26 protein-coding genes are annotated in these 26,719 nt (G+C 61.2%); 15 read left to right on the top strand and 11 right to left on the bottom strand.

Annotated features, from left to right (window positions below; all coding sequences use genetic code 11):
- The first annotated feature begins 3 nt into the window (after positions 1-3).
- Together AB9L16_RS05570 and AB9L16_RS05565 are read left to right on the top strand one after the other, a co-directional pair.
- A complete protein-coding gene (locus tag AB9L16_RS05570; RefSeq protein ID WP_056783368.1) occupies positions 4-1,188 on the top strand; it encodes a colicin E3/pyocin S6 family cytotoxin in 1,185 nt (394 codons plus the stop codon).
- Positions 1,185-1,412, top strand: a complete 228-nt coding sequence (locus tag AB9L16_RS05565) for a hypothetical protein (RefSeq protein WP_056783366.1) — start codon at positions 1,185-1,187, stop codon at positions 1,410-1,412. The genes AB9L16_RS05570 and AB9L16_RS05565 overlap by 4 nt, the downstream gene beginning before the upstream one ends.
- Before the next feature lie 127 nt (positions 1,413-1,539).
- Here the strand turns inward: AB9L16_RS05565 and AB9L16_RS05560 are convergent, their stop codons facing one another.
- The 6 genes from AB9L16_RS05560 to dinG form a co-directional block, all read right to left on the bottom strand.
- Positions 1,540-2,004 carry a glycine zipper 2TM domain-containing protein gene (locus AB9L16_RS05560; protein WP_016771369.1) on the bottom strand — a complete coding sequence of 155 codons (465 nt, stop codon included), beginning with the start codon at positions 2,002-2,004 and terminating at the stop codon, positions 1,540-1,542.
- 180 nt (positions 2,005-2,184) lie between these two features.
- Complete coding sequence (gene pdxH, locus AB9L16_RS05555; RefSeq protein ID WP_375123212.1) at positions 2,185-2,832, bottom strand: pyridoxamine 5'-phosphate oxidase; 648 nt, start codon at positions 2,830-2,832, stop codon at positions 2,185-2,187.
- A gap of 24 nt (positions 2,833-2,856) precedes the next feature.
- Complete coding sequence (locus AB9L16_RS05550; RefSeq protein WP_375123211.1) at positions 2,857-3,960, bottom strand: OmpA family protein; 1,104 nt, start codon at positions 3,958-3,960, stop codon at positions 2,857-2,859.
- A gap of 113 nt (positions 3,961-4,073) precedes the next feature.
- A complete protein-coding gene (locus tag AB9L16_RS05545) occupies positions 4,074-5,219 on the bottom strand; it encodes an EstA family serine hydrolase (protein ID WP_024011913.1) in 1,146 nt (381 codons plus the stop codon).
- 210 nt (positions 5,220-5,429) lie between these two features.
- On the bottom strand, positions 5,430-7,898 hold the full coding sequence (locus AB9L16_RS05540) for a beta-galactosidase (RefSeq protein ID WP_375123210.1): 2,469 nt from the start codon (positions 7,896-7,898) through the stop codon (positions 5,430-5,432).
- A 95-nt stretch (positions 7,899-7,993) separates the two neighbouring features.
- Positions 7,994-10,138: an ATP-dependent DNA helicase DinG gene (gene dinG, locus AB9L16_RS05535; RefSeq protein ID WP_375123209.1), complete on the bottom strand. Its 2,145-nt coding sequence runs from the start codon at positions 10,136-10,138 to the stop codon at positions 7,994-7,996.
- 97 nt (positions 10,139-10,235) lie between these two features.
- Between dinG and AB9L16_RS05530 the strand changes: the two genes are divergently transcribed.
- Positions 10,236-10,700: a CopD family protein gene (locus AB9L16_RS05530; protein WP_150636398.1), complete on the top strand. Its 465-nt coding sequence runs from the start codon at positions 10,236-10,238 to the stop codon at positions 10,698-10,700.
- A 200-nt stretch (positions 10,701-10,900) separates the two neighbouring features.
- Here the strand turns inward: AB9L16_RS05530 and AB9L16_RS05525 are convergent, their stop codons facing one another.
- From AB9L16_RS05525 to AB9L16_RS05510, 4 genes are all read right to left on the bottom strand, one after another.
- A complete protein-coding gene (locus AB9L16_RS05525) occupies positions 10,901-11,659 on the bottom strand; it encodes a collagen-like protein (RefSeq protein WP_150636396.1) in 759 nt (252 codons plus the stop codon).
- Entirely contained in the window at positions 11,652-11,933 is a 282-nt protein-coding gene (locus AB9L16_RS05520) for a DUF1145 domain-containing protein (RefSeq protein ID WP_016771375.1), read from the bottom strand. The genes AB9L16_RS05525 and AB9L16_RS05520 overlap by 8 nt, the downstream gene beginning before the upstream one ends.
- Positions 11,934-12,093: 160 nt before the next feature.
- Positions 12,094-12,816, bottom strand: coding sequence for an OmpA family protein (locus tag AB9L16_RS05515; RefSeq protein WP_150636395.1), 723 nt, complete (start codon positions 12,814-12,816; stop codon positions 12,094-12,096).
- Between the two features lie 90 nt (positions 12,817-12,906).
- Positions 12,907-13,602, bottom strand: a complete 696-nt coding sequence (locus AB9L16_RS05510; protein ID WP_056783352.1) for an OmpA family protein — start codon at positions 13,600-13,602, stop codon at positions 12,907-12,909.
- 199 nt (positions 13,603-13,801) lie between these two features.
- On the opposite strand from AB9L16_RS05510, the gene AB9L16_RS05505 reads away from it, so the two are divergent.
- From AB9L16_RS05505 to AB9L16_RS05490, 4 genes are all read left to right on the top strand, one after another.
- On the top strand, positions 13,802-14,299 hold the full coding sequence (locus tag AB9L16_RS05505) for a DUF6231 family protein (protein WP_375123208.1): 498 nt from the start codon (positions 13,802-13,804) through the stop codon (positions 14,297-14,299).
- Between the two features lie 4 nt (positions 14,300-14,303).
- Positions 14,304-14,780, top strand: a complete 477-nt coding sequence (locus tag AB9L16_RS05500) for a YchJ family protein (protein WP_375123207.1) — start codon at positions 14,304-14,306, stop codon at positions 14,778-14,780.
- 100 nt (positions 14,781-14,880) lie between these two features.
- Positions 14,881-15,366 carry an LEA type 2 family protein gene (locus AB9L16_RS05495; RefSeq protein ID WP_024011906.1) on the top strand — a complete coding sequence of 162 codons (486 nt, stop codon included), beginning with the start codon at positions 14,881-14,883 and terminating at the stop codon, positions 15,364-15,366.
- Between the two features lie 5 nt (positions 15,367-15,371).
- Positions 15,372-15,575, top strand: coding sequence for an SEC-C metal-binding domain-containing protein (locus AB9L16_RS05490; protein WP_003198420.1), 204 nt, complete (start codon positions 15,372-15,374; stop codon positions 15,573-15,575).
- Positions 15,576-15,721: 146 nt separating this feature from the next.
- On the opposite strand, the gene AB9L16_RS05485 is transcribed toward AB9L16_RS05490, so the two are convergent.
- Positions 15,722-16,279, bottom strand: a complete 558-nt coding sequence (locus AB9L16_RS05485) for a cysteine hydrolase family protein (protein WP_305382340.1) — start codon at positions 16,277-16,279, stop codon at positions 15,722-15,724.
- A 201-nt stretch (positions 16,280-16,480) separates the two neighbouring features.
- Here AB9L16_RS05485 and AB9L16_RS05480 point away from each other — a divergent pair, with 201 nt between their 5' ends.
- The 8 genes from AB9L16_RS05480 (at position 16,481) to AB9L16_RS05445 (ending at position 26,632) form a co-directional block, all read left to right on the top strand.
- Entirely contained in the window at positions 16,481-18,931 is a 2,451-nt protein-coding gene (locus tag AB9L16_RS05480; protein WP_375123206.1) for a penicillin acylase family protein, read from the top strand.
- Positions 18,932-19,344: 413 nt separating this feature from the next.
- Positions 19,345-20,379 (top strand): ligase-associated DNA damage response exonuclease, encoded by a 1,035-nt coding sequence (locus AB9L16_RS05475; protein ID WP_041478061.1) that lies wholly within the window; start codon positions 19,345-19,347, stop codon positions 20,377-20,379.
- Positions 20,376-22,064 (top strand): ATP-dependent DNA ligase, encoded by a 1,689-nt coding sequence (locus AB9L16_RS05470; protein ID WP_375123205.1) that lies wholly within the window; start codon positions 20,376-20,378, stop codon positions 22,062-22,064. The genes AB9L16_RS05475 and AB9L16_RS05470 overlap by 4 nt, the downstream gene beginning before the upstream one ends.
- Positions 22,065-22,434: 370 nt before the next feature.
- Positions 22,435-23,217, top strand: a complete 783-nt coding sequence (locus AB9L16_RS05465) for a transporter substrate-binding domain-containing protein (protein ID WP_041478063.1) — start codon at positions 22,435-22,437, stop codon at positions 23,215-23,217.
- Between the two features lie 56 nt (positions 23,218-23,273).
- Positions 23,274-24,002, top strand: a complete 729-nt coding sequence (locus tag AB9L16_RS05460) for an ABC transporter permease (RefSeq protein WP_256810476.1) — start codon at positions 23,274-23,276, stop codon at positions 24,000-24,002.
- Positions 23,999-24,709, top strand: a complete 711-nt coding sequence (locus AB9L16_RS05455; protein ID WP_041478064.1) for an ABC transporter permease — start codon at positions 23,999-24,001, stop codon at positions 24,707-24,709. Before AB9L16_RS05460 ends, AB9L16_RS05455 begins: the two co-directional genes overlap by 4 nt.
- Before the next feature lie 27 nt (positions 24,710-24,736).
- Positions 24,737-25,855 (top strand): succinylglutamate desuccinylase/aspartoacylase family protein, encoded by a 1,119-nt coding sequence (locus AB9L16_RS05450; protein ID WP_353188892.1) that lies wholly within the window; start codon positions 24,737-24,739, stop codon positions 25,853-25,855.
- Between the two features lie 12 nt (positions 25,856-25,867).
- On the top strand, positions 25,868-26,632 hold the full coding sequence (locus AB9L16_RS05445; RefSeq protein WP_310214583.1) for an ATP-binding cassette domain-containing protein: 765 nt from the start codon (positions 25,868-25,870) through the stop codon (positions 26,630-26,632).
- Positions 26,633-26,719: the final 87 nt, after the last annotated feature.

Genomic DNA, 26,719 nt, shown 5'->3' with positions numbered 1-26,719 from the left:
TCAGTGGCGCGGAACAAGGACATTCCCCGGGTGCAAAACCCACCGCAGGGCGACGGGCATCACGTTACCTGGCGGTATATGACGGCCGCAGAACTGGCCGAGCGCGAAGCCGGGCAAAACGCTTACGACGCGATGCTGGCGCGGCAGGAGGCTTTCGAGCACAGCCGTGAAGTGGCTGCGAAAAAACCTGAAGCCGTGCGTGCCGGCTGTGTATTCGCCAAGTCCTGCAAGTTGCCGGATGCGATTATCGATTACAGCAATCCTTCCGGCATGGTGCCGACCGACAGCCTGAAGGATTACGGCGAGCTGATCCTGCTCGGCGCTCGCGAAGCCGACGCAAGCGGCGGCATTCCTCTCAAGAAAATCAGCGCCAACACCATCCCGGTCGGGTTCGGCAGTCTGGCCTTGGCAGGCTCGGCTTTTGAAGTGCTACCGGCGCTCGCCTCCCCTGCGGCGGCTGCGACTTTGGTGGGGCTGATTGCGCTTTTGATGCCATCCAGCCTGGGCGACAGCGCGCTCTACACCGATGAGCAACTGAGCACACTCAAACAAGCCCGAACCCGCGTGCGCCTGCGCGTCGAGCAACAGGCCGATGGCAGCCTCAAGGGTTACGGTTTCTACACCGGTAAGAACCGCGACTGGGAAATGGTCGATGTCGTGCAGTTCATTGCGCGCGGCGACCGGTTTGTTGCCGATCTGGGTGAAGGCGTCGAACTGCTCTGGACCCCGGCGGTGGATGGCTCGGACATCCTAGGCATTCCAGCGCTGGAGGCCGCACCGCAGGCACCGCATATCTGGGTGTATCCACCGACGAAGGCGGCGGACGGGATACTGGTGAATCCGGTCTATCCGCCGGAGTATCGGGATTTTATTTTGGTCTTCCCTGCGGCAGCAGGCATGAGGCCGCTCTATATAGTGGCCAGTATTTCGCAGGGAAATTACCATCAAAAACCCAAAAATTTGCCTGCATATCCGGATGCTCGATGGGCTACCCCAAAAACACCAATAAAGGGTGGCGGAGGATTACGGCCACGCTGGAAAGATAGAGAGGGAATAATTTACGAATGGGATTTCCGACATGGCGCCATTGAGAAATATACAAAGCGTGGAAGGCATCTCGGGGAATACAACCATGAAACAGGCGAACAAACGAAACCAGCAGATCCTACAAGAAGGATAGAACCGTGAAGCATCGAATCATGGGCGTAGTAAAAGGTGACGACTCTGCTGTATTTGAGCAAGCGCTCTCCATCCCCACGTCCAATTTGAAAGTCATTATGGGTTGGAGTACGGAAGAAGACCTTCTTTACGATTACAAGCTGACGGAGCAACAGATCACTGATATTGAACAAGCATGCGCCGTAAAACTGCCTCGACACCTTGACCTATATCTATCCACTGAAGACCAATGACTTAGCAAATACAGGGGCCTCGAATACTTCATGGGCACCTGCGCCACATACTGAATGAGCAATTCACAAGCAAAGAAAAACCCCGATCAGTCTCCTGATCGGGGTTTTCTTTTACCCGGCTTCCCGCTTAGTGCGAAACGCGGCTGGTTCCGCCAACGGTGGAAATCCGCACCCGCTCGCCAACGCGGAATACTTCATTCTCCTGAACCTGCTGCACATAGGCGCGCATGCTGCCGTCGTCTTCGCGGACGGTGATTTCCACGCCCTGGGTGCGGGTCAGGCCTTCTTCGGTGGCCGAGCCAAGCAGGCCGCCGGCCACTGCGCCGATGACCGCAGCCACAATGCTGCCCTTGCCGCCGCCGATAGCGCTGCCGCCGACGCCGCCGACCACTGCGCCTGCTGCGCCGCCGATCGGGGTCTTGGTGCCTTCGATTTTTACCGGTCGCAGGGATTCGATGGTGCCCATGCGAATCGTCTGCACACGACGCGCTTCGTCACGGGAGTAGGAGTCGCCGGTGAGGCTCGATTGGCAGCCGGTCAGCAACATCGCCATCGTCGAAAAGGAAGCAACCAGCAGAACAGACTTACGCATAGCATCAACTCCAAAAGAACATGTGTTCATTAAACCCCGTGGCCTGGCGCCTGTCACGACACCATCCGGATAAAATTGGCTTCCATTCAGGCCTGGTACAGATGCCCGCGAGCGTCCACTCAAGGTAGCGTCAAATCAACGATCCTGCGCCATCCGCGTTTATCTCGCTCGGTAGACTGCTCAGGGTGCCAGACGTTCCAGAATCCACTCGGCGCCCTGGAGGCGGTAGTTGAGGCGATCGTGCAGGCGGCTCGGACGGCCTTGCCAGAACTCGATGCGCTCGGGCAACAAGCGGTAACCGCCCCAATGTTCCGGGCAGTGCGGCTGAGTGTCGCTGAAGCGTTGCTCGGTGGCCTTGAGCAAATCTTCCAGTTCGCCACGACCGTTGATGACCCGGCTCTGCGGTGAGGCCCAGGCGCCGAGACGACTGCCCAGAGGACGCACCTGATAATACGCATCCGACTCTTGCGCCGTGACCTTGACCACCCGCCCTTCGATGCGCACCTGACGCTCCAGGGTTGGCCAGAAGAAAGTCATGGCGGCAAACGGGTTGGCCGCCAGATGCTGGCCCTTGGCGCTGTCGTAGTTGGTGAAGAAGGTGAAGCCCTGCTCGTCCAGGCCCTTGAGCAACAGAATGCGGCAATGCGGACGACCGTTGGCATCGACCGTGGCCAGGGTCATGGCATTGGCTTCTACCGGCGCCTGCTCGGTTTTCACCGCATCGGCGAACCACTGGTGAAACAGCGCAAACGGCTCGGCCGGGGCTTGCGCCTCGGTCAAACCGTCACGGGTGTAGTCGCGACGCATATCGGCCAGAGCCTGGGTCATGGCGGATTCCTTTTCGTTAGCGGATCACTTTTTAGCGGCGTCGGCTGCGGCGACTTTCTTGTCGGTCGCGGCGGCTTTGGCTGGTGCAGTTTTTTTCGCTGGAGCCTTGGCCGGTGCCTTCTTCGCAGGAGCCTTGGCGGCGGTTTTCTTGGCTGGCGCCTTTTTCGCCGCCGGCACAGCGGCTTTTTTCGCCGCAGGCGCCGGGGTAACCGGTTTGGCCACTGGCTTGACGTCTTGCGCAGCAACCATCGTCACCGGCTTCGGTGCCGGCATGTTGTATTTGCTCAGCAGCGCAACCATGGTGTTTTGCGGAGTCACCAGCAGTTCGACACGACGGTTCAAGGCGCGGCCTTCAACGCTGTCGTTGGCCGCACGCGGCGCTTCGGAACCCATGCCGCGCAGCATCAGGCGATCACGTTGCAAGCCGCTGAGGCGGAAGATCGCTGCCACCGATTGCGCACGTTCCTGACTCAGCTTGACGTTGGCCGGCGCAGCACCGCTGGTGTCACTGTGACCGAGCACCAGCACTGCGGTTTTCGGATCGGCTTCAAGGATTTTCGCCACGCGAGTGAACGGGCCAAGGGTGACCGGCAGCAGCATCGCCGGGCGGTCCGGGTTGAACGAACCTTCGACCGGCGCCGTCACCACCAGTACGTTGTCGCGACGCTCGAGTTGCAGATTGCTGTCCTTCACCGCTTCACGCAGACGCGGTTCGTAGTCATCCAGCCAGGCCTGAGTCACCTTCGGATCCGGCATCGGCACGGCTTTGACGGTTGGCTGATCCTTGCCGCCGAACGGCCACCACCATTTGCCATTGGACTGCGCCTCGGCTTTGGCCACCTCGACCGGTTTGGCTTCGGGTTTGACCTCGGCTTTCAGATCAGCCTTGACCGCTTCATCGCTGGAACCGAACGGCCAGTACCACCGGTTGCTGCTCTCAGCCTTGGCCACTGGCGCGGTCGCCGCAGGTTTCAAAGGAGCTGGAGCCGAAGTCGAATCTTTGGCCGCGACTTTGTCGGAAGAACCGAACGGCCACCAACTGCCGCCATCTGCATCGTTTTTCGGAGTCTGTGCGCAACCGGTAATCGCTACACACAGGGCCAGGGCGAGGGTCTTTTTAGATGACATTGAAAATCCACAAAATGAAGTAATGAAAAATCAGAGCACTTTCGCCCGGATAAACAGCCGTTTTGAAACGAAAATCCCTTCGAGGTTCCGACCCTGGAACCTCTGTTGAAGCTTTACAGACAAGTGGCAAGCACCCGCGCCAGCTTTTGCGCGCGCGGATCCATCAAAACGTAAGGCCCCAGGGTATTTGTCACGAAACCGAAAGCCACATCGTGCTCAGGATCAGCAAAACCGATCGAGCCGCCCGCTCCCGGATGGCCGAACGCGCGCGGGCCGAGGCCATAGGTGGCGTTGGGCACGTCCGGTTGATCGAGCATGCAGCCGAGGCCGAAACGGGTGCGCGTGAGCAAGGTCTTGTCGTCGCCGAGGCTGTGCTCGCGGGTCAGCTCTTCGAGCATCTCGCTCTCGAGCAGGCTGCCATCGAGCAGGCCGGCATAGAACCCGGCGAGACTGCGCGCGTTACCGTGGCCGTTGGCCGCCGGTTGCTGCATGCGTCGCCATTCCGGCTTGTTAGTGCTGGTCAGCACGGACGGCGGATTGGTGAAGGCGCGAGTAGTCATGGCAGTCGGTTCGCGCATGGTCACTTGCAGCAGGCGCTGCGCCGCAGCGTCGCCGGCGTTGCCCTTGCCACGGGCGATGTGCGCCACGCGATGAAACTCTTCGTCGGCCAGGCCCACATGGAAATCCAGGCCCAACGGTTTGGCGACCCGAGCGACGATCGACTCGCCCGGCCCACGCCCGTCAGCGCGGCGCAGCAATTCGCCGACCAGCCAGCCGTAGGTGATCGCGGCATAACCGTGACCGGTGCCCGGCGTCCACCATGGCGCTTCGGCGGCGAGGGCGTCGACCATGGTTTGCCAGTCGTAAAGGGCTTCAGGGGCGAGCAGTTCGCGCAGCGCCGGCAAGCCGGCCTGATGGCAGAGCAATTGGCGCAGGGTGACGGATTCTTTGCCGGCGGCGGCGAATTCCGGCCAGTAGCGGGCAACCGGGGCATCGAGTTGCAACTTGCCTTCAGCCACCAGTTGCAGCGCGGTAACGGCGGTGAAGGTCTTGGTGCAGGAAAACAGGTTGGCGATGGTATCGCTGTGCCAGGCTTCGGCGCCGTCCTTGTCGGCAGTACCGGACCAGAGGTCGAGGACGGTTTCTCCACCGACCTGGATGCACAGGGCTGCGCCGCGTTCCTGGGGATCGTCGAACAGTGCGGCGAAAGCCTCGCGCACCGCTTCGAATTGAAGCTCGTAATGTCCCTGAATCTGCACCCGCAACTCCCCCGCGAAAACGCTCTACAAAGTGGTCCGCATTGTTCCAGCCCTTGAGGGATTTGGGAACAGGCGCGGGCCAGACGGTTGATCGGCAATTTGTGGCGATCCCTTCGCGAGCAGGCTCGCTCCCACAGGGGATCTCCGCTGCTGTTGATATCCAGTGTGGGAGCGAGCCTGCTCGCGAAGAACGATAACGCGGTCTGAAACCTAGTGACCATTCCCCGAATGCCCACCCGCCTGTGCAGCCCCCGGCGCTTTGCCAGCCTCGCCCTTGCGCCCGCCTTCAACTTCCGCAGCCGGGGTTTTCTGCGCCTCCTTGCCCAGTTGCTCCAGCGCCTGCAGATTGCTTTTGCGCACCGCCTCGACAAAGCCCTGATACGGCAGATCGGTCACACCGACCAGACCGAAATGGCCATTCTCGCCGTCGAGCAAACGCCCGGTCACCGGTTGGTCGAGATACTGGAACCAGTGCACGCCGACAATCGACGGTTCGCTCAGCGCCTGTTTGAGGAAGTTGGCATAGGCCGGGCCGCGATCTTCCTCTTTGGCCAGCTGCGTCACGCCGCCCCAGAACGGGCCTCGGTCAGCCGAGCCGAAGTTGAATTCGGTGATCAGCACCGGCTTGTCCAACCCCGCCAACGCGGCGAAGTCGTAGCCGTCCTGCGGCTTGAGCGTGTACATGTTGAAGCTCAACACATCGCAATACTGTGCGCAGGACGCCACGGCTTCAGGCGTACTGGTGGCGAAGCGACCGCCAAGGAGCATCTGGTTCGGCGCGTGCCATTTCAGCGAATCGGAAATGGTCTTGAAATAGGTATCGGCGAAGACCTTCTGGAAGTATTTGAAATCCGCTTCGATCTCCGGATGCTCCGGGTTCGGCAGTGGCGGCACGAAGCCAGGGTCTTCCATCAATTCCCACGCCGGCAACTCGATGCCCCAGGCCTTGGACAGTCCGGCCTGATTGCGGTACTTGTCGCGCAATTGCTTGAGAAAGGCGCGTTTGGCCGGCACGTCGGTGGTCATTTTCAACGTGCCGTAGGCCAGTGCGTAGCGAGCCTTTGGATCGTCGCCAGGGCCAGCCCAGGCCAGTTCGTTGTCGGCGTAATAACCGATAAGCCACGGATCGTCACGGTGATCGCGGGCGGCAATGGCCACGGCACGCTCGGTGGCCATGGCGAAACGCGGATCGAACGGATCCGGCATGCCGCCCCACCAATCGCTGCCGGTGCTGATGCTGGTGTAATCGCCGACGATCGACAGCGGCAAGGTGTACGGTACGCGCTCAGCATCCGCCAGCGACGGCGCGCTCCAGTTGCCCACTGTGTTGAAGCCCCAGGCTTGCAGCCGATCGAGGGTATGCCGGGTCCAGCGCTGTTCATCAATCCTGGCTGTGCACGGAGCTATTTCCGTGCTGGACGCTTGCACCGCGTCAGTCTGCGCCGCTTCGGCAATTCCGGATTTTGGCTCGGCAGGCACCGCCGCAGTCTCAGCAGCCTGCACCGAATTGGCCTCAGCCGCGCCCGCCTTTGCCGCTTCGGCAATTCCGGCCTTGTTGTCGCTGTCGGCCTTGCACGGTTCGCCGTACAGGCGTTGCAGATTGGCGCCATAGAAGTCGTACCAGCGGCCGTTGCCGTAGCCACGCCCCTGGTCGGCGCCATTGCCGCCACGGTTGTCACCCTCGCCAAAATGCGCGGCCAGCGGGTCGTCGTTCTTCGGCAACGATTCGAACATGTATTCACGGCCGGCGACGTAGGTCTGGTTGACCTGCGGGCTGACTGTATTGACGCCCAGCGAATAGAACGGGTGGCCTTCAGGAGTCACCAGATACCAGCGGCCATCGCGTTTTTCCGTGCGGAAGAATCCGCTGGCCTTGAACGCCGGGCCTTTGTTCCAGCCGCCGAACTTGTCCAGCGAAGCCTTTTCACGCTCGGCCAGCCACGTATTCAGCTGTTGCTGCTCTTTGCTGGCGGCGCTTTTCAGTTGTTCGTCGCTGCTGACTTTTTCCGGCCATTTACTACGGGTTGACTGACCGTAGGCGTCGACCAGATTGCCGTACACCGCCCGCGTCACCGATTCGCCGTCCTGCACGCCGAACCGCTCGAGCAACAGGCTCTGCGCAACTTTCGGCTGATCCAGCGACAGACTCACCGAGACCACTTGGCTGCGGTCGATCTCGCCAGTGCTGCTGGCCAGCAGGATGCGTTGGCCATCGACGGTCATCGGCATCGGCGGCCCGGCTTTCATGCCCTGGCTCAGCGGCGTCGAAGCCACCAGCGGCACCAGCAAGGTCTGCGCGGGGCCGGCCGGCAGATCGACGCGGCTGACCAGAGTGCGGCCATCGTTGCTCTGTATCTGCACATAGACTGTTACCGCCCAGCTCATCGCACTTTGCAGACGCAAAGTCATCATGTCGGACTGCGACCAGTCCCAAGCGCCGGTCTGCGGGGTCAGGCGCAAGGTCGGGCGGGCGACCGGGTTGAACGTCACCCGGCGCAGCACTTCACCTTCCGCGGTCTGTTCGGCATTGGCCTGTGGCAGGTCGGCGTTTTCCGTGGCGACCTTGACCACGTCGGCCGGGCGTACGAAGTTGAACAGCGTCTGCTGACCGGCGGGCGCAGCCAGCAACGGCGCGGCAAAGATCAAGGCGAAAACAGCGGGCAACGAACGGCGGATCATAAGAACGGAGTTCTCCCTAACGACCAGTCAAGGCCAGTGGAAAAGCGGTGGCAGAGAGATAGACAACGCGGCGGGCCAATCGGCCCACCCGTGTCTCAGGATATTTCACGACGGAAAGGAGGCAACGCATTGAGGATCGCCTTGCCGTAGCGCTGAGTGACCAGACGCCGGTCGAGCAAGGTGATGGTGCCGCGGTCTTCTTCGGTGCGCAGCAGACGCCCGCAGGCCTGAACCAGTTTCAGCGAGGCATCGGGCACTGAGATTTCCATGAACGGATTGCCGCCGCGCGCCTCGATCCACTCCGACAACGCGGCCTCGACCGGATCATCGGGCACCGAGAACGGAATCTTGGCGATCACCACGTGCTCGCAGTAGGCACCCGGCAAATCGACACCCTCCGCAAAACTGGCCAGCCCGAACAGAACGCTGGAATCACCGCCATCGACCCGCGCCTTGTGCTTGTTCAGGGTTTCCTGTTTCGACAGGTTGCCCTGAATGAACACTTGCTTGCGCCAGTCGCGGTCGAGACCGTCGAATACGTCCTGCATTTGCTTGCGCGAGGAGAACAGCACCAGCGTGCCACGCGAACCGTCGACCAGATCCGGCAGTTCGCGAATGATCGCCGCCGTGTGAGCAGCAGCATCGCGCGGGTCGGCCTTCAGGTCCGGCACACGCAACACGCCGGCATCGGCATGATGGAACGGGCTCGGCACTACGGCGGTGACGGCTTTTTTCGGCAGACCGGCGCGCATGCGGAAACGGTCGAAGGTGCCCAGCGCCGTCAGCGTCGCCGACGTCACCAGGCAGCCGTAAGCGACGTTCCACAAACTGCGACGCAAGGTTTCCGCCGCCAGAATCGGGCTGGCGTTGACCTCGATGTCGAACAGCGAGCCGCTTTCGGCCAGGGTCAGCCAGCGTGCCATGGGCGGGCTGTCTTCCGGGTCTTCGGCGGTGAACGCGGTCCACAATTCCCAGTTGCCGGAAGCGCGGGACAGCAGGCTGCCGAACAGCGGATACCATTCTTCGGCCTGATTGCTGGCGATACCGATGTTGACCTCGCCGTCCATGCCCTCCTTGAGCAGGTCGGTCAGGCGTTGAAACAGGTCGTTTAGGCGCGAATAGCCTTTTTTCAGCTCGATGCCCATCTCGCGCATGTCCTCCGGAATCACCCCGCCGACAAAGCGATGACGCGGGCGCTCGCGGCCTTCGACGTCTTCGCCCGGTTTGAAATCGGCGATCTGCTCGCAGGCGGTGAACATGAACTGCTGCTGGGTCTTGATCTCCCGTGCCAGCTCGGGCACCTGCTCGATCAGCTTGCCGAGATCACCCGGCAACGGATGCTGGGCCAGCAGTTTGGTCAGATTCTTTGCGGTGGTTTCCAGCCAGTCAGCAGTGGAGCGCAGGCGCGTGTAATGGGCGAAGTGGCCGATGGCTTTGTCCGGCAGGTGGTGACCTTCGTCGAACACGTAAATGGTGTCGCGCGGATCCGGCAACACGGCGCCGCCGCCCAGTGCCAGATCCGCCAGGACCATGTCGTGGTTGGTAACGATCACGTCAACCTTGCCCATGCCTTCGCGGGCCTTGTAGAAGGCACACTGGCCGAAGTTCGGGCAATGACGGTTGGTGCACTGGCTGTGATCGGTGGTCAGGCGCGCCCAGTCGGCGTCTTCCAGCGCGGTCGGCCAGCTGTCGCGGTCGCCGTCCCATTTATTGCCGGCGAGCTTTTCGATCATGCTGGTGAACAGCTTCTGACTGGCCTCGTCGACTTCGATCTTGAAGCCTTCTTCTTCGAACAGCTGCGCGGTGGCGGTTTGTGCGTGGCCTTCCTGCAACAGCATGTCGAGCTTGGACAGGCACATGTAGCGGCCACGGCCCTTGGCCAGGGCGAAACTGAAATTCAGCCCGCTGTTGCGCATCAGGTCAGGCAAATCCTTGTAGACGATCTGCTCTTGCAGGGCGACGGTCGCGGTGGCTATCACCAAACGCTTGCCGGCCAGTTTCGCCGTAGGGATCGCCGCCAGGCTGTAGGCCACCGTCTTGCCGGTACCGGTGCCGGCTTCCACCGCGACGATCGCGGGGTCGCCACTGCGCCGGCCTTCGTCATCGGTGTCGATATCCCCGAGGACCTTGGCGATTTCGGCGATCATCAGGCGCTGGCCGTAACGCGGCTTGAGGCTCTTGGCCTCTAGAAAACGCGAATAGGCGCCCTGGATCGTGGTTTTGAGTTCAGTGCTGATCATTGAGTGTCGGGCGCAAAACGCTGGATAAATTTTCAGTGGTTTGATTCGGCGGCTATCATACCCCGCTAATCGATCCCGCGCAGAACGGAGTGACCCAATGACACCTTTTAGCCTCGTTTACCCCCTGCATGTCCTCGCCGCTCTGGTGTGGGTCGGCGGTATGTTTTTCGCCTGGATGGTCTTGCGCCCTGCGGCTGTGAAGGCTCTGGACGGCCCCGCTCGCCTGACCCTGTGGGTGGAAGTGTTTCAAGGTTTTTTCCGTTGGGTCTGGGTCGCGGTGATCCTGTTGCCGATCAGCGGCGTGGGCATGCTGCATCTGCAGCAGGTCGGCTTCGAGACCGCGCCGAAGTATGTGCAGGTGATGATCGGCTTGTACGTGGTGATGACGGCGCTGTTCATCCGCATTCAAGGGCTGATGCTGCCGGAGTTGCGCAAGGCGGTTGAGGCGAAGGATTGGCCGGCGGGTGCGGCGGTGCTGGGGCGGATTCGCCGGGTGGTGGGGGTTAATCTGCTGGTCGGGTTGGTGTTGGTGGCTGTGGCGGCGGCGAGACCGATGCTCTGAATCGCACTCTTGTTCTGCTGTGAACACAGTTGTGGCGAGGGGATTTATCCCCGCTGGGTCGCGAAGCGGCCCCGCTCTAAAAATCAAAAGCGGGACTGCTACGCAGCCCAGCGGGGATAAATCCCCTCGCCACATAATTTCACTCACCAAAGATCTTCACTCACCAAAGCATTTTATTGATCAGAGAGCGGGTCGCAGTTTTAGAGCCGTTGCACGGTAACCGAACCCGCCGCCCCCACCGGCCCAGGCTGGCCATCCGCGCCGGCCTTGCCGTTCTTGCCGCCATCAGCGCGATAGACCAGGCAGCCCTTGGACTTGCCACCCTTGCCCGCCTTGCCGCCGACACCCGCCGGTCCGCCGGCACCGCCAGCCACGTTGACCTTGATCAGCTCGACTGGGAAATCCCGTGGTACGGCGAGGCGCACCAGCGCACCCGGCGCGCCTGGCTGACCATCGCTGCCGTCACTGCCATCGGCACCGTGGCCGGCCGAGCCATAGGTGCAGCCCGGATCTTCACCGTTGCCGCCGTCGAGGCCGACGAAACCCGGCGCGCCCCTGCCGCCACGGGCATCGACCGTCAGTTGCGGCGCGCTCAGGGCCTGAAATTGCAGGTTCAGATTGCGCCCGGCCCGGGCCGCTTTTTCATAAGTGCCGGGGGCGCCGCGCGCGGTGATCTGGCTGCCCTCGCTCAATTCAGCGCGCTTGACCTTCACTTCCAGCGCCTGTTCAGCCGGAACGATAGCAATACGTGCTTCGTGGCCCAGACGCAGTTCATCAATGTTCAATTCAGTCACGTTGGACGGGATCAGCAAGGTGCCGTAATCGGCGACTTCCAGTTTCTCCAGTTGCAGCGTGCTGGTGGTGTTGGGCAAGCGCATCAAAGAATTGCTTTGCACGTTGACCACCTGGGCGCAGGCCAGTGGACTGATGAATGCAGCGAGCAGGCAGAGTTTACGCATGGGAAGAAGCCTCCGGAGCGGCCGGGGCCGGGATGGTTTGCAGGTGGAAAACGCCGAACAACAGAATGCGGCCACGATCACGCCAAGGGTGCGGACGACCCTTGAGGCTGCGATTGCACAGCAGCACTTCGAGTAGATGAATCAGCAACAACAGAGCGCCGGCCAGATTGACCAGCAGATGCAGCGGATGAACAAACGGCACCAGTTGATTGGCCAGTACCACGCAGCAGAACAGCAGGGTCAGCAAACGCCCCAGCCCCCAGAACACCTTCATACGCTCCCCCGTGTTGCGAATTATTCTTTGCACGCACAGTACCGGCTTCTGCGGGGGATAAGCCAGAGGGAAAAATGAAATTTGTGCAAACGCGGATGAAATGGCTGCCGGGGCGACGATCTCGACCCGGCAGCTCTAGCCTGCGTACTACAGACGGTTGCTAACGATTGATGTGCAGCTCGACCCGTCTATTTTCCGCGCGGCCTTCATCGCTGGCGTTATCGGCGACCGGCTCACTCTCGCCTCGGCCCTCGCTGGTGAGCTTGTTCGGCGCCAGCCCCTGACTCAACAGATACGCCGCGACACTGCTCGCGCGCCGCTCGGACAAAGCCTGGTTATAGGCGTCGGAGCCTTTACTGTCGGTGTGCCCGATGACCTTGATGCTGACCACATCGGCATTGCGCAGCTTGTCCATCAAGGTGTCGAGCTGGGCTTTGGCCGCCGGGGTCAGATCGGACTTGTCGAAATCGAACAGCACGTTGCCGGCATCGCTCAAGGTGATCACTTCAGATTGCGGCGCCGGTTCGACCGGTTTGACTGCCACCGGATATTGCGGCAGCGGGCAGCCACGGTGATCGACTTCGGTGTTTTCCGGAGTGTCCGGGCAGCGGTCGCGGCGGTCGAAGACGCCGTCGCTGTCTTCGTCGCCATCCTGGGCGTAACAGATCAGCCCGCCGGTGACGATACCCAATGCCGCGCCGCCGCCGGCCCAGCCGGCGCTTTCAATGGCGCCAAGACCGCCGCCGACCAGACCGCCAAGCAGGCTGCAGATCGGCCACGTACGTTGATTGAGGGGGGCGGTGCCATCGCTGTGAGTGGCACAACCGGTGAGCAAGCTGCCAAGCAGCAGCACCGGCAAGACGGACCTTGAGAAAAGACGCATTTGTGAACGCTCCTGTGTACCGGCCCATACCGGTTACACAGGAGTAAAGACCCGCATCCGCGACTGCACAAGCCGCGGATGCGAGAGGGGCTAGCGGACGATTTTGATTTCGGTGCGACGGTTCTGTGCACGACCATCAGCCGACTTGTTGTCAGCCACAGGCTGGCTTTCACCAAGGCCCGACACCGAAACGAAGCTGGCACGTGGCACGCCCTGCTGGATCAGGTATTCCACCACCGAGTGCGCACGACGATCCGACAGTTTCTTGTTGTAGGCATCGCTGCCGACACTGTCGGTGTGACCGGTCACGGTCAGTTGCGCGGTAGAGGATTCCTGTTTCAGGCGATCGGCGACCTTGTCCAGCACTTGCCTGTCAGGGCCGGTCAGCGTGGCTTTGTCGAACTCGAAATGCACATCACGAATGACGATGGTTTCTTCCTTGACCACAACCGCTTCTTCGACCACTGGCGCAGGCGTCGGTGGCGGGCAACCGTCAGCATCGACCTGCACGCCTTTTGGCGTGCCCGGGCACTTGTCGCGACTGTCCGGCACGCCATCGCCGTCTTCATCGCCATCGCCATGCACCCAGCAGTAAGCCGCTGCCGTACCGCCGACGATCAGTGCACCGTAGCCAGCCCACGATGCGCTTTCCGTCGCGCCGAGACCGGCACCGACCACACCGCCGACCGCCGCACAGGTCGGCCAGTCGGTTTTCTGCAAACCTGCGCAACCAGTCAACACACTGGTTAGCAGAACCAAGGGTAATGCTGTCCGAACTATGCTCATCTAGTTTTCTCCTGAGGGATCGGCTTAAAACCGATTCAGGGAGTAAAGACCGGAGTTTTAATCTCCGCCAGCAATAGGCCACCGCTGTTTGCGACCGTGTTCACAGGGGTTTGCCTCTTTTGGCGAAAACCACCGCCACCGGGCGCTTTGCCGACGCAGTCTGGCAGGCTAGTCTTGGCGGTCTGACTGAGGAGCTTCGATGAACGTCGCCATTTCTTCGCGCACGCCACAACAGGCGTTGGCCGCTTTGCTGGATCGCTACGCCCCGGCCCGACTGCTGCTGATCGGCGCCAGCGAGTTTCCCGCCTTGAGCGCTTTCAAGGACGCGCATCCAGATACCGTGGTCGCCCATGCCGCACCCGGCGGTCTGCCCGCCGAACTGGCCGCGCAACGCTTCGATCTGGCGCTGGTGGTCGATTGCCTGGAACATTTGCCCAAACGCGATGGCCTGAATCTGTTGGGCGGCATCCGCAATCTCAACACCAGTCGCATCGCAGTGCTGGCGGATCTGGCGGCCAGCGGCTGGCAGGAAACCGATTTCTATTCGCTGGCACTGCAGGCCAGCGAGCGTTTCCAGCGCGACGAGCAGGTGCTGACCCTGTTTACCTACGATCTGCTTGACTACAAACAAGTCCCCGACTGGCTCAATTCACGCTTCTGGGCCAATCCGGAAAACTTCGGGAAATACTGGTGGTAATGCAATGAGTACAGCCATTTGCCCTTGCGGCAGCGGCAATCTGCTGGATGCCTGCTGCGGCCCTTATCACGACAGCCACCCGGCACCGTGTGCCGAAGCCTTGATGCGTTCGCGCTACAGCGCTTATGTGCTGGGGCTGATCGACTATCTGGTGGCGACCACCCTGCCCGCGCAACAGGCGGGGCTGAACAGACAATCGATCAGCGACTGGAGTGCGCAAAGTACCTGGCTCGGCCTTGAGGTGGAAAGCTCGGAGGTGTTCGGCGGCCAGCCGGAACACGCTTTTGTGACCTTCACCGCGCGCTGGCATGACAGCCAGGGCGAGCACAGCCATCGCGAGCGCTCTTCGTTTGTGCAGAACGGCGGGCGCTGGTACTTCATCGATCCCACGGTGCAGATGAAGCTGGGGCGCAATGACGGCTGCCCTTGCGGCAGCGGGCAGAAGTTCAAGAAGTGTTGTTCGGGTTATTTCGGCGCTTGAAAGCCAAGATCAAAAGATCGCAGCCTTCGGCAGCTCCACGGGATTAGCCGAAGGCTGAAATCTTTTAAGGTCTAGACTGGGCACAAAGGGAGTCAATTTCATGCTCGGTCGTCGGCGCACACTACATTTTCTGCTGTTGATGCTGATCGTAAACCTCGGCGGCTGTGCCTCGTGGTTCAGCGATGACAGCGTCGAGCCTGCCGTGCATCTGGTGAAAGTCGAGGTGGTGCGGGCCAAACTGCTCGAGCAAAAATTCATCCTGCACTTTCGCGTCGACAATCCCAACGACAGCGATCTGACCGTGCGCGGCCTCGAATACCGGATTCACCTGGCGGACATGCTGCTCACCGAGGGCGAGCATGAGCACTGGTTTACCGTGGGACCCAAGCGCAGCGCTTACTTCAAAGTGCCGATCCGCACCAACCTGTGGCCGAAGGTCAAACAGGTGGTGAAACTGCTGAAAAATCCGAACCAGCAGATTCCCTATCGATTGCAGGGGGAAATGGAAACCGGTTTATTCATCGCCCACTACGTGCACCTTGAGCGCAATGGCGTGATAATCCCCGCCGATCTAACTCCGGAGTGACCTCGATGACCCAGCAACCCCATGTCCATGGCCCTGACTGCAACCACGATCATGACCACCATCATGATCACGACCATGGCCATGTCCACGGCCCGAACTGCGGCCACGCCCACCAGGAACCGGTGCGCAACGCCCTGAAAGACGTCGGCCGCAACGACCCTTGCCCATGCGGCAACGGCAAGAAATTCAAGAAGTGCCACGGCGCTTGATGTCACGGGCGAAGATCTTCTTCGCCTGACACACCGCTTCGCGAGCAGGCTCGCTCCCACAGTGAATTGCATTCCTTCTGACGAAATGCGCTCGAATGTGGGAGCGAGCCTGCTCGCGAAGGCGGCGGCACATACGCTACAAAATTTCAGCCCGCCGCCAGAATCTGTGAAGAGCCGACCACCGTCGCATACTCCCCATGCAGATTGCCCAGCGACATCCCGTGCACCTCTTCAGCGGTACGCGGTTTGCCGAAATAATCGGCCTTGTCGAAGGTAAAGCACGCATCCTCTGCCACCCATGTGTCGAAACCCAGATTGCCCGCAGTGCGCGCCGTCGACTCAACAGAGTTATTGGTCGCCACACCAACGATGATCAGTTGCCCGATCCCGGCCTCACGCAACTGCGCCTCCAGCCCACTGGCACAAAACGCGTCCGGCACCTGTTTCTGGATCAGCCATTCCCCGCCCTGAGGGACAAAACGCTCTTGAAACTCGACTCCGTCCTGCTCCGGCCAGAACACCGAGTCAGGTGAGCGCGACAAGTGCTGCACGTGAATCACCGGGCGCCCGCGCAGGCGCCACAGCGCCAATAACTCAAGCATTCGCTCTTCGGCCTGAGGATTATTCCGCCGCCCCAGACGCGGATGCAGAATGCCTTTCTGCTGGTCGATGATGATCAGCGCAGCGTTGCTTTGAAGCTCCATAGCGATCTTTCTCCTGACAGGTCTCGGGACTCATTCCGCAGTTCAACATCAGCGCTTTCCCACAAGCAACTGTCACAGCTCTGACCGATCAGCCGACAACAGCACAAATAACCGCTCGCCCCGCTTGCGCGGCCCTCGCGCCCTCACTAACGTAGCGGCTTTATTGCGCCCCCAGCCTTATACCCCCGCAGGAGCTTCGCCATGGCCTCGCCAGCCCTTACACATTTTCTTCCCCGGTTCGGCGTTGCCGCAGCAGTGGCCGGTGTCCTCGGCCTGTCCGGTTGCCAGACCTGGAACGCCCAGGACAGCCTGCCGCCGACCTCCGGCGTGCAACCGCTCAAGGGCCTGGCGCAGAACGTGTCAGTGCGGCGCAATGCGATGGGCATGCCGTTGATCGAGAGCAACAGCTTCCATGACGCGCTGTTCAGCCTCGGCTATGTCCACGCCAGCGACCGCATCAACCAGATGGTCACCCTGCGCCTGTTGGCTCAGGGCCGGCTGGCGGAAATGTCTGGCGCGTCGATGCTCGATGCCGACCGCTACATGCGCGCGGTCAATCTGAAGAAGAGCGCCGGCGAGCTGTACAAGGCCTCGTCGCCACGGCTCAAGCGCTTCTTCGAAGTGTATGCACGGGGCGTCAACGCCTACCTGTTCCGCTACGCCGACAAGTTGCCGGGCGACCTCGCCGCCAGCGGTTACAAGCCCGAATACTGGAAACCGGAAGATTCGGCGCTGATTTTTGCCCTGCTGAATTTCAGCCAGTCGGCCAACCTGCCGGAGGAAATCCAGTCACTGGTGCTCGCGCAAACCGTGACCACTGACAAACTCGCCTGGCTGAGCCCGTCGGCGCCTGATGAAAACCTGCCAGTGGCTGAAGCCGACAAGCTGCAAGGCCTCAAGCTCAATGGGCAGATTCCGGGGCTGACCGAACTGAGCAGCGCCAGCCAGCAACTGTCGTCGCTGAACCTGCTCGCCACACCGACTGCGAACAATTGGGCGATCGCCCCGCAACGCAGCCGCAGCGGCAAGAGCCTGCTGGCCAGCGATGCGCACGGGCCGCTGGCCGCACCGTCTCTGTGGAGTTTCGTGCAGATCCGCGCGCCGAAATATCAGGCCGCCGGCGTCACGGTTGCCGGTCTGCCGATGGTGCTCGGCGGCTTCAACGGCAAAGTGGCGTGGAGCATGACCAGCGTGCTCGGCGACAATCAGGACCTGTTCCTCGAGAAAATCCGCCGTCAGGGCAGCAGCCTCACTTATGAAGTCAACGGCAAATGGCAGCCGTTGGGCGTGCGCAACGAAACCTATTTCGTCAAAGGCCAGCGGCCGATTCGCGAAGCCGTGTACGAAACCCGCCACGGCGCGCTGCTCAACAGTGCCCAGGCAGCGGCGCAAGGCAACGGTTTCGGCCTCGCCTTGCAGACGCCAAGCTTCACTGACGACAAAACCCTGGATGCCTTCTTCGACCTGACCCGCGCGCAGAACGTCGAGCGCGCCTCAGACGCCAGCCGTGAAATCCGCGCCATTACCCTGAATCTGGTCTTTGCCGATGCAAGCAATATCGGCTGGCAAGTCACCGGGCGCTTCCCCAACCGTCGCGAAGGTGAAGGCCTGCTGCCCTCGCCGGGTTGGGACGGTCGCTACGACTGGGACGGTTACGCCGACCCGATGCTGCACCCCTACGATCAGGACCCGGCACAAGGCTGGCTCGGCACCGCCAACCAGCGTGTAATTCCCGACGGCTACGGCATGCAGTTGTCGAAATCCTGGGCGGTACCGGAGCGCGGCGAGCGCCTGGCGGAAATGGCCGGCAGCGGCAAGCACGACAGCCGCAGCGTGATCGCCATGCAGTACGACCAGACCACCACGTTCGCCGCCAAGCTGAAAAAAGTCTTCGAAGCACCGGGGATGAAGCAACCGCTGAAACAGGCGATCGACGCCCTGCCGGAAGCCGAACGCAGCAAGGCCCGCGAAGCCTTCACGCGCTTGATGGCGTTCGACGGCAAGCTCAGCCCGACCTCGGCGGATGCGGCGATTTATGAACTGTTTCTGCAGGAAAGCATGAAGCAGATCTTCCTCGATGAACTGGGTCCTGAGTCGAGCCCGGCGTGGAAGGCCTTTGTCGCCAATGGCGATCTGTCCTACGCGGCGCAGGCCGATCATCTCTTGGGGCGTGAGGACAGTCCGTTCTGGGATGACCTGCGCACGCCGCAGAAGGAAGACAAAGCGGTGATTCTCGCCCGCAGTCTCGCTGCAGCGATTACAGCGGGCGACAGCCAGTTGGGCGGCGATCATCGCGCCTGGCAGTGGGGCAAACTGCACAGCTATGCGTGGAAAAACAGCAACGGTCAGACTGTACGCGGGCCGCTGGCGGCTGGAGGCGATCACACCACGCTGAACAGCTCGGCGTTTGCCTGGGGCCAGGACTTCGTCACCACGCGCGCGCCGTCGATGCATTTTATCGTCGACTTCGGCCAGAGCGAGCCACTGATGGCGCAGAACGGTACGGGGCAGTCGGGCAACCCGCTGAGTCCGAACTACCTGAACGGGATCGATGCGTGGCTGAAAGGTCAGTACATCGGCCTGCCGATGCAGCCGCAGAACTTTGATCGGGTGTATGGCAAGACCCGCTTGACCCTCACCCCCGGGAAATAGAGCAAAGATCAACAGCCCCTCACCCTAGCCCTCTCCCGGAGGGAGAGGGGACTGATTGGGGGATGCTTGGGTCTTGCGCCGACCTGAAAGAGAGATGGTGAATCCAACATTGGATCAGGCTCAAGGCTGTGCCGGATCCATATTCAACTCGGTCCCCCAGGTCGATGTACCTCACCAGACACCTCGGTCGGCCCCTCTACAAAGCGAGGTGAATCCAACGTTGGATCAGGCTCAAGGCTGTGCCGGATCCATATTCAACTCGGTCCCCCAGGTCGATGTACCTAACCAGACACTTCGGTCGGCCCCCTCTCCCTCTGGGAGAGGGCTGGGGTGAGGGTAGCGCTTCAAAGCCGATCGAACTTCCAGCCTCACGCCCGCCTCATAGCTAACAAGCCCCCCATTCCGGTCACGACATGGATCTTGTTATTGCCCGACCTGAAGGTCTCTACTGCCCCGCCGGAGATTTCTATATCGATCCGTGGCGGCCGGTCGAGCGTTCGGTGATCACCCATGCCCATGGCGATCACGCGCGCACCGGTAATCAGCACTACCTGTCGAGCAGCGCCAGCGCCGGGATTCTGCGCGCGCGCCTGGGTCAGGACATCCAGTTGCAAACCCTTGATTACGGCCAACGCCTGACCCATCACGGCGTGACCCTGAGCTTTCACCCCGCCGGGCATGTCCTCGGTTCGGCGCAGGTGCGCCTGGAATACGGCGGCGAAGTCTGGGTCGCGTCGGGGGATTACAAGGTCGAGCCGGATGGCACGTGCGCCCCATTCGAACCGGTGCGCTGCCACACTTTCATCACCGAATCGACCTTCGGCCTGCCGATCTATCGGTGGCAGCCGCAGGCGCAGATCTTCGCCGAGATCAATCAGTGGTGGGCGGCCAATATCGCCGCCGGCAAGGCCAGCGTGCTGTTCTGCTACTCCTTCGGCAAGGCCCAACGCATCCTCCACGGCATCGACGAAACCCTCGGGCCGATCCTCAGCCACGGCGCAGTCGAACCGTTGAACCGCGTCTACCGCGATGCCGGCGTATACCTGCCGCCGACGATTTACGCAGGCGACGTGAAAAAAAGCGATCCGATCATGCGCCAGGCGCTGGTCATTGCTCCGCCGTCGGCGGGCGGCAGCACGTGGATGCGCCGTTTTGGCGACTTCAGCGATGCCTTCGCCAGCGGCTGGATGCGCTTGCGCGGGACCCGGCGGCGGCGCGGCGTCGATCGCGGTTTCGTCCTCTCCGATCACGCCGACTGGCCCGGCCTGCTCTGGGCGATCAACCAGACCGGCGCGGAGCGGGTGATGGTCACTCATGGCTCGATCGGCGTGCTCGTACGTCATCTGCGCGAACAGGGTCTTGATGCACAAGGCTTCACCACTGAATACGGCGATGACGAAGACGACAACATCGCCACCGAACCCACCGTTGCCGAGACGTCCCCATGAAAGCGTTCGCCGAGTTATATGCCGAACTCGACGCCACCACGTCGAGCAACGCCAAGCTGGCGGCGATGCAGGTGTACTTCGCGCAGGCCGCGCCGGAAGATGCCGCATGGGCGGTGTATTTCCTCTCCGGTGGTCGGCCTCGTCAACTGGTGCCGGTGCGCATCCTCCGTGAGCTGGCGGTAGAAGTTTCAGGGTTGGAGCCGTGGCTGTTCGAAGAAAGCTATCAGGCCGTCGGCGATCTGGCCGAGAACATTTCTCTGGTGCTGCCGGAAAATTCCCACAGCTCCGAGGCCGGTCTAGCCGAATGGATCGAAGACAAGCTGCTGCCACTTCGCGGTGAAACCCCGGAATATCTGGCGCGCCAACTGCCGATGTTGTGGGCGCAACTGGATCGGCCGAGCCTGATGCTGTGCATCAAGCTGATCACCGGCAGTTTCCGCGTCGGCGTGTCGAAGTTGCTGGTCACTCGCGCCCTCGCCTCGATGGCCGGCCTCGACAGCAAACGCGTGGCTCAGCGTCTGGTCGGTTACACCGATCTGTCGAACCGGCCCAACGCCGCGAGTTACCTGAAACTCATCGCCCCGGAATCCGCAGACGAACATGCCCAGCGCGGCGGTCAGCCCTACCCGTTTTTTCTCGCCCATGCCTTGGCGCAACCGGTCGAGGAATTCGAAGCCCTGCTCGGCCCCGCCAGCGACTGGCAGGTGGAATGGAAGTGGGACGGTATCCGCGCGCAAGTGGTCAAGCGCGACGGCAAGCTGTGGGTGTGGTCACGCGGCGAGGAATTGGTGACCGAGCGCTTCCCCGAGTTCGATGTGCTGGTCCACGGCTTGCCCGACGGGACGGTGATCGACGGCGAAATCGTCGTGTGGAAGAGCACCCATCCGACTACTGAAGATGCCTTCGATCCGCAATCCGATGAACCGCCGGCCGTGCAACCGTTTGCCCTGCTGCAACAACGCATCGGTCGCAAGACGCTCGACAAGAAGATTCTCGAAGAAGTGCCGGTGGTAGTGCTGGCCTACGACCTGCTGGAATGGCAGGGCGAGGACTGGCGCAACCAGCCGCAGGTCAAGCGACGGGCGCAACTCGAGGAAGTCATCGCGCGCTGCAACAGCCCGGTACTGCTGCCCTCCCCGGTACTGACCGGCGAGGACTGGTTCGACCTTGGCCGCCAGCGCGAAGCGTCACGCAAACTCGGCGTCGAAGGCATGATGCTCAAGGCGCGCGATTCGCTGTATGGCGTCGGCCGGACCAAGGACATGGGCGTGTGGTGGAAGTGGAAGGTCGACCCGTTCAGCGTCGACGCGGTACTGATTTATGCCCAGCGCGGACACGGCCGTCGCGCCAGTCTGTACAGCGATTACACCTTCGCCGTGTGGGACGGCCCGCCGGAATCCAGTCAACGCTCGCTGGTGCCGTTCGCCAAGGCGTATTCGGGGCTGACCGATGAAGAGATGCGTCAGGTCGACAGCATCGTGCGCAAGACCACCGTGGAGAAATTCGGCCCGGTCAGCAGCGTGAAACCGAGCCTGGTGTTCGAACTGGGCTTCGAAGGCATCGCCCTGTCGCGCCGGCACAAGAGCGGCATCGCCGTGCGTTTCCCGCGCATGCTGCGCTGGCGCAAGGACAAGACCGTCGAAGAAGCGGACAGCCTCGCGACTTTGCAAGACTTATTGGCCTGATTCATTCTCGACACATCGCAGAACCATGTGGCGAGGGGATTTATCCCCGCTGGGCTGCGCAGCGGCCCCCAGCAATTCCCACCTGAAATCGTGCACTCAGGTTTTTGCGACTGCTGCGCAGCCGATCGGGGACAACTCCCTCGCCACAGTTTTTCCCTGCTCTGAGCTACGCGTTTGAACCAAAACAGTGCATGCAAACAGCAATGCCCGTTTCCGTGCATTCAACTACCCTTGCCTCTCTCCGCTCAACCTTTTAAAACACCTGTTCGGCACTCTGGTTCGGAAATTGCTACTTTCTATAGGTCGTAAGCGTTGCAGTAACAATAATTCTGCGCCACAAGCGCTCATATTGGTTCTTAGGGATTGAATAATGAAAAAAGCATTGCTGACCCTTTCTGCACTGGCGTTGTGCATGGCCGCCGGCTCCGCGCTGGCCAAGGAATACAAAGAGCTGCGCTTTGGCGTTGACCCTTCGTACGCACCGTTCGAGTCGAAAGCGGCCGATGGCAGCCTGGTCGGGTTCGATATCGATCTGGGCAACGCGATCTGCGCCGAACTGAAGGTCAAGTGCAAATGGGTCGAAAGCGATTTCGACGGCATGATTCCGGGCCTCAAGGCCAACAAGTTCGACGGTGTGATCTCGTCGATGACCGTGACCCCGGCTCGCGAGAAGGTCATCGACTTCTCCAGCGAACTGTTTTCCGGCCCGACCGCTTACGTGTTCAAGAAAGGCTCCGGCATCACCGCCGACGTCACTTCACTCAAGGGCAAAACCGTCGGTTACGAGCAAGGCACCATTCAGGAAGCCTACGCCAAAGCCGTGCTGGACAAGGCTGGCGTGAAAACCCAGGCCTATCAGAACCAGGATCAGGTGTATTCCGACCTGACCTCCGGTCGTCTCGACGCCGGTATCCAGGACATGCTGCAAGCCGAACTGGGCTTTCTGAAGTCGCCAAAAGGCGCTGATTATGAAATCAGCCAGCCGGTCGACAGCGAATTGCTGCCAGCCAAAACCGCTGTCGGTATCAAGAAAGGTAACACTGAGCTGAAAGCACTTTTGGATAAAGGTATCAAAGCGTTACACGACGACGGCAAATACGCCGAGATTCAAAAGAAACACTTTGGTGACCTGAATCTGTACAGCGGCAAATAATGCCCCGGCGCCCATCCTCGATGGGCGCCTTTTCCATCCGCTCAGGTTGCTGATTTATGTTTGAAACCCTCCTGCAAAATCTGGGGCTGGCCTCGTTCAGTCTGCAGGGCTTCGGCCCGTTGCTGCTGCAAGGCACCTGGATGACCATCAAATTATCGGCAATGTCGCTGCTGGTGGCCGTGTTGCTCGGCCTGCTCGGCGCCAGTGCCAAACTGTCGAAAGTCAAACTGGTGCGCCTGCCCGCGCAGCTCTACACCACGCTGATTCGCGGCGTGCCGGATCTCGTGCTGATGCTGTTGATCTTCTACAGCCTGCAAACCTGGCTGACGTCGCTGACCGACTATATGGAATGGGAATATATTGAAATCGACCCGTTCAGCGCCGGCGTGCTGACGCTGGGCTTCATTTATGGCGCGTATTTCACCGAGACCTTCCGTGGCGCCATCCTCGCGGTGCCGCGTGGTCAGATCGAAGCCGCCACCGCGTATGGCCTCAAACGTGGCCAGCGTTTTCGCTTCGTGGTGTTTCCGCAAATGATGCGCTTCGCTTTGCCGGGCATCGGCAACAACTGGATGGTCATGCTCAAGGCCACCGCGCTGGTGTCGATCATTGGCCTCGCCGATCTGGTCAAGGCTGCCCAGGACGCCGGTAAAAGCACCTATCAACTGTTCTACTTTCTGGTCCTCGCCGCCTTGATTTATCTGCTGATCACCAGTGCTTCGAACTTCATCCTGCGCTGGCTCGAACGCCGCTACGCCGCCGGTGCCCGGGAGGCCGTACGATGATCGAACTTCTCCAGGAATATTGGCGCGCCTTCCTTTATACCGACGGCCAGAACATCACCGGGCTGGCGATGACGATGTGGCTGCTGACCGCCTCGATCTGCATCGGCTTCATCGTCTCGATCCCATTGTCGATTGCCCGCGTCTCGCCGCACTTCTACGTCCGCTGGCCGGTGCAGTTCTACACCTACCTGTTCCGGGGCACGCCGCTGTATATCCAGCTGCTGATCTGCTACACGGGCATCTACAGCCTCGCCGCCGTGCGCGAACAGCCGATCCTCGACAGCTTCTTTCGCGACGCGATGAACTGCACGATCCTCGCCTTCGCTCTCAATACCTGCGCGTACACCACGGAGATTTTTGCCGGGGCGATTCGCAGCATGAACCATGGCGAAGTCGAAGCGGCCAAGGCTTATGGCCTGACCGGCTGGAAGCTGTATGCCTACGTGATCATGCCGTCGGCATTGCGCCGTTCGTTGCCCTACTACAGCAACGAAGTGATCCTGATGCTGCACTCGACCACCGTGGCGTTCACCGCGACCATTCCCGATATCCTGAAAGTCGCGCGGGATGCCAACTCGGCGACCTTCCTGACCTTCCAGTCGTTCGGCATCGCCGCGCTGATCTACCTGACCATTACTTTTGCGCTGGTCGGTCTGTTCCGCCTCGCCGAACGCCGCTGGCTGGCCTTCCTCGGGCCGACTCACTAGCACCGGTTTGAAAAAAAAGAGATAACAATGCGCCACCAGATCCATGACTTGCTGGCCCCGCTGCCGGGGACCGCACGGCAGATTCACAGCTTCCACTTCGGCCCACCGCAGGCCAAGGGCAAGGTTTACATCCAGGCGTCGCTGCACGCTGACGAACTGCCGGGCATGCTGGTCGCCTGGCACCTGAAACAGCGTCTGGCCGAACTGGAAGCTGCCGGCCGCCTGCGCAGCGAAATCGTCCTGGTGCCGGTGGCCAACCCGGTCGGCCTCGAACAAGTGCTGATGGACGTGCCGCTGGGCCGTTACGACCTGGAGAGCGGGCAGAACTTCAATCGCTGGTTCGTCGACCTCAGCGAAGAAATCGGCAACGCCATCGAAGGCCAACTCAACGACGATGCGCAGCACAACCTCGAACTGATCCGTGCCAGCCTGCGCAACGCCCTCGACCGTCAGAAGCCGACCACACAACTGCAATCCCAGCGTCTGACCCTGCAACGCCTGGCCTGCGATGCCGACATGGTGCTGGACTTGCACTGCGACTTCGAATCGGTGGTGCACCTGTACACCACGCCCGAGGCGTGGCCACAGGTCGAGCCCTTGGCGCGCTACATGGAAGCGCAGGCCAGCCTGCTTGCTACAGACTCTGGCGGGCAGTCGTTCGACGAGTGCTTCACCCTGCTCTGGTGGCAACTACGCGAACGCTTCGGCGAACAGTTCGAGATTCCGCTGGGCAGCTTCTCGGTGACCGTCGAATTGCGCGGCCAGGGCGACGTCAATCACCCGCTGGCCAGCCGCGATTGTCAGGCGCTGATCGACTATCTGATCCAGTTCGATGCCATCGTCGGCGAGACCAAGCCGCAACCGCCACTGCCGTACCCTGCCACGCCGCTGGCCGGGGTCGAACCGGTGACCACACCAGTCGGCGGCCTGCTGGTGTACTGCGCCACGCCCGGCCAATACCTGGAAGCCGGCCAGCAGATCGCAGAAATCATCGACCCGGTCCACGACAAGGTCACCCCCATTCATTGCACCGCCCCCGGCCTGCTGTATGCGCGCTCGCTGCGGCGCATGGCCACTGCCGGCATGGTCATCGCCCACGTCGCGGGCGCCCAGGCCTATCGCAGCGGCTACCTACTTTCGCCTTGAGGATGCTCGTCCATGTACAAACTGACCGTTGAAGGCCTGCACAAAAGCTATGGCGATCATCAGGTGCTCAAAGGCGTTTCGCTCAAGGCCAAAACCGGCGACGTGATCAGCCTGATCGGCGCCAGCGGCTCGGGCAAAAGCACCTTTTTGCGCTGCATCAATTTCCTTGAACAACCGAATGACGGCGCCATGAGCCTTGATGGCCAGGCGATCCGCATGGTCACCGACCGCCACGGCATGCACGTTGCCGACGCCGATGAACTGCAACGCCTGCGCACGCGGCTGGCGATGGTGTTCCAGCATTTCAACCTGTGGAGCCACATGACCGTGCTGGAAAACATCACCATGGCCCCGCGCCGGGTGCTGGGCTGCAGCAAACAGGAAGCCGAGGATCGCGCCCGACGTTATCTGGACAAAGTCGGCTTGCCGGCGCGGGTCGCCGATCAATACCCGGCGTTTCTCTCCGGCGGTCAGCAACAGCGCGTGGCGATCGCCCGGGCACTGGCGATGGAGCCGGAAGTGATGCTGTTCGACGAACCGACCTCGGCACTCGACCCGGAACTGGTCGGCGAAGTGCTGAAAGTGATTCAGGGTCTGGCCGAGGAAGGCCGGACGATGATCATGGTCACCCACGAAATGAGTTTTGCGCGCAAGGTGTCGAATCAGGTGCTGTTTCTGCATAAGGGTCTGGTGGAAGAAGAAGGTGCGCCCGAAGAAGTGCTGGGCAATCCCAAGAGTGAACGCCTGAAGCAGTTCCTCAGCGGCAATCTTAAATAAGGTTGGCAACCCACCCCTGTGTGGGAGCGAGCCTGCTCGCGAAAGCGGTTTATCAGTCAACATCAATGTTGAATGTGCAATCGCATT

The sequence above is a fragment of the Pseudomonas sp. LW8 genome (assembly GCF_041956865.1).
Taxonomy (GTDB): domain Bacteria; phylum Pseudomonadota; class Gammaproteobacteria; order Pseudomonadales; family Pseudomonadaceae; genus Aquipseudomonas; species Aquipseudomonas siliginis.
This window is presented reverse-complemented; position numbering and strand designations above follow the sequence as displayed.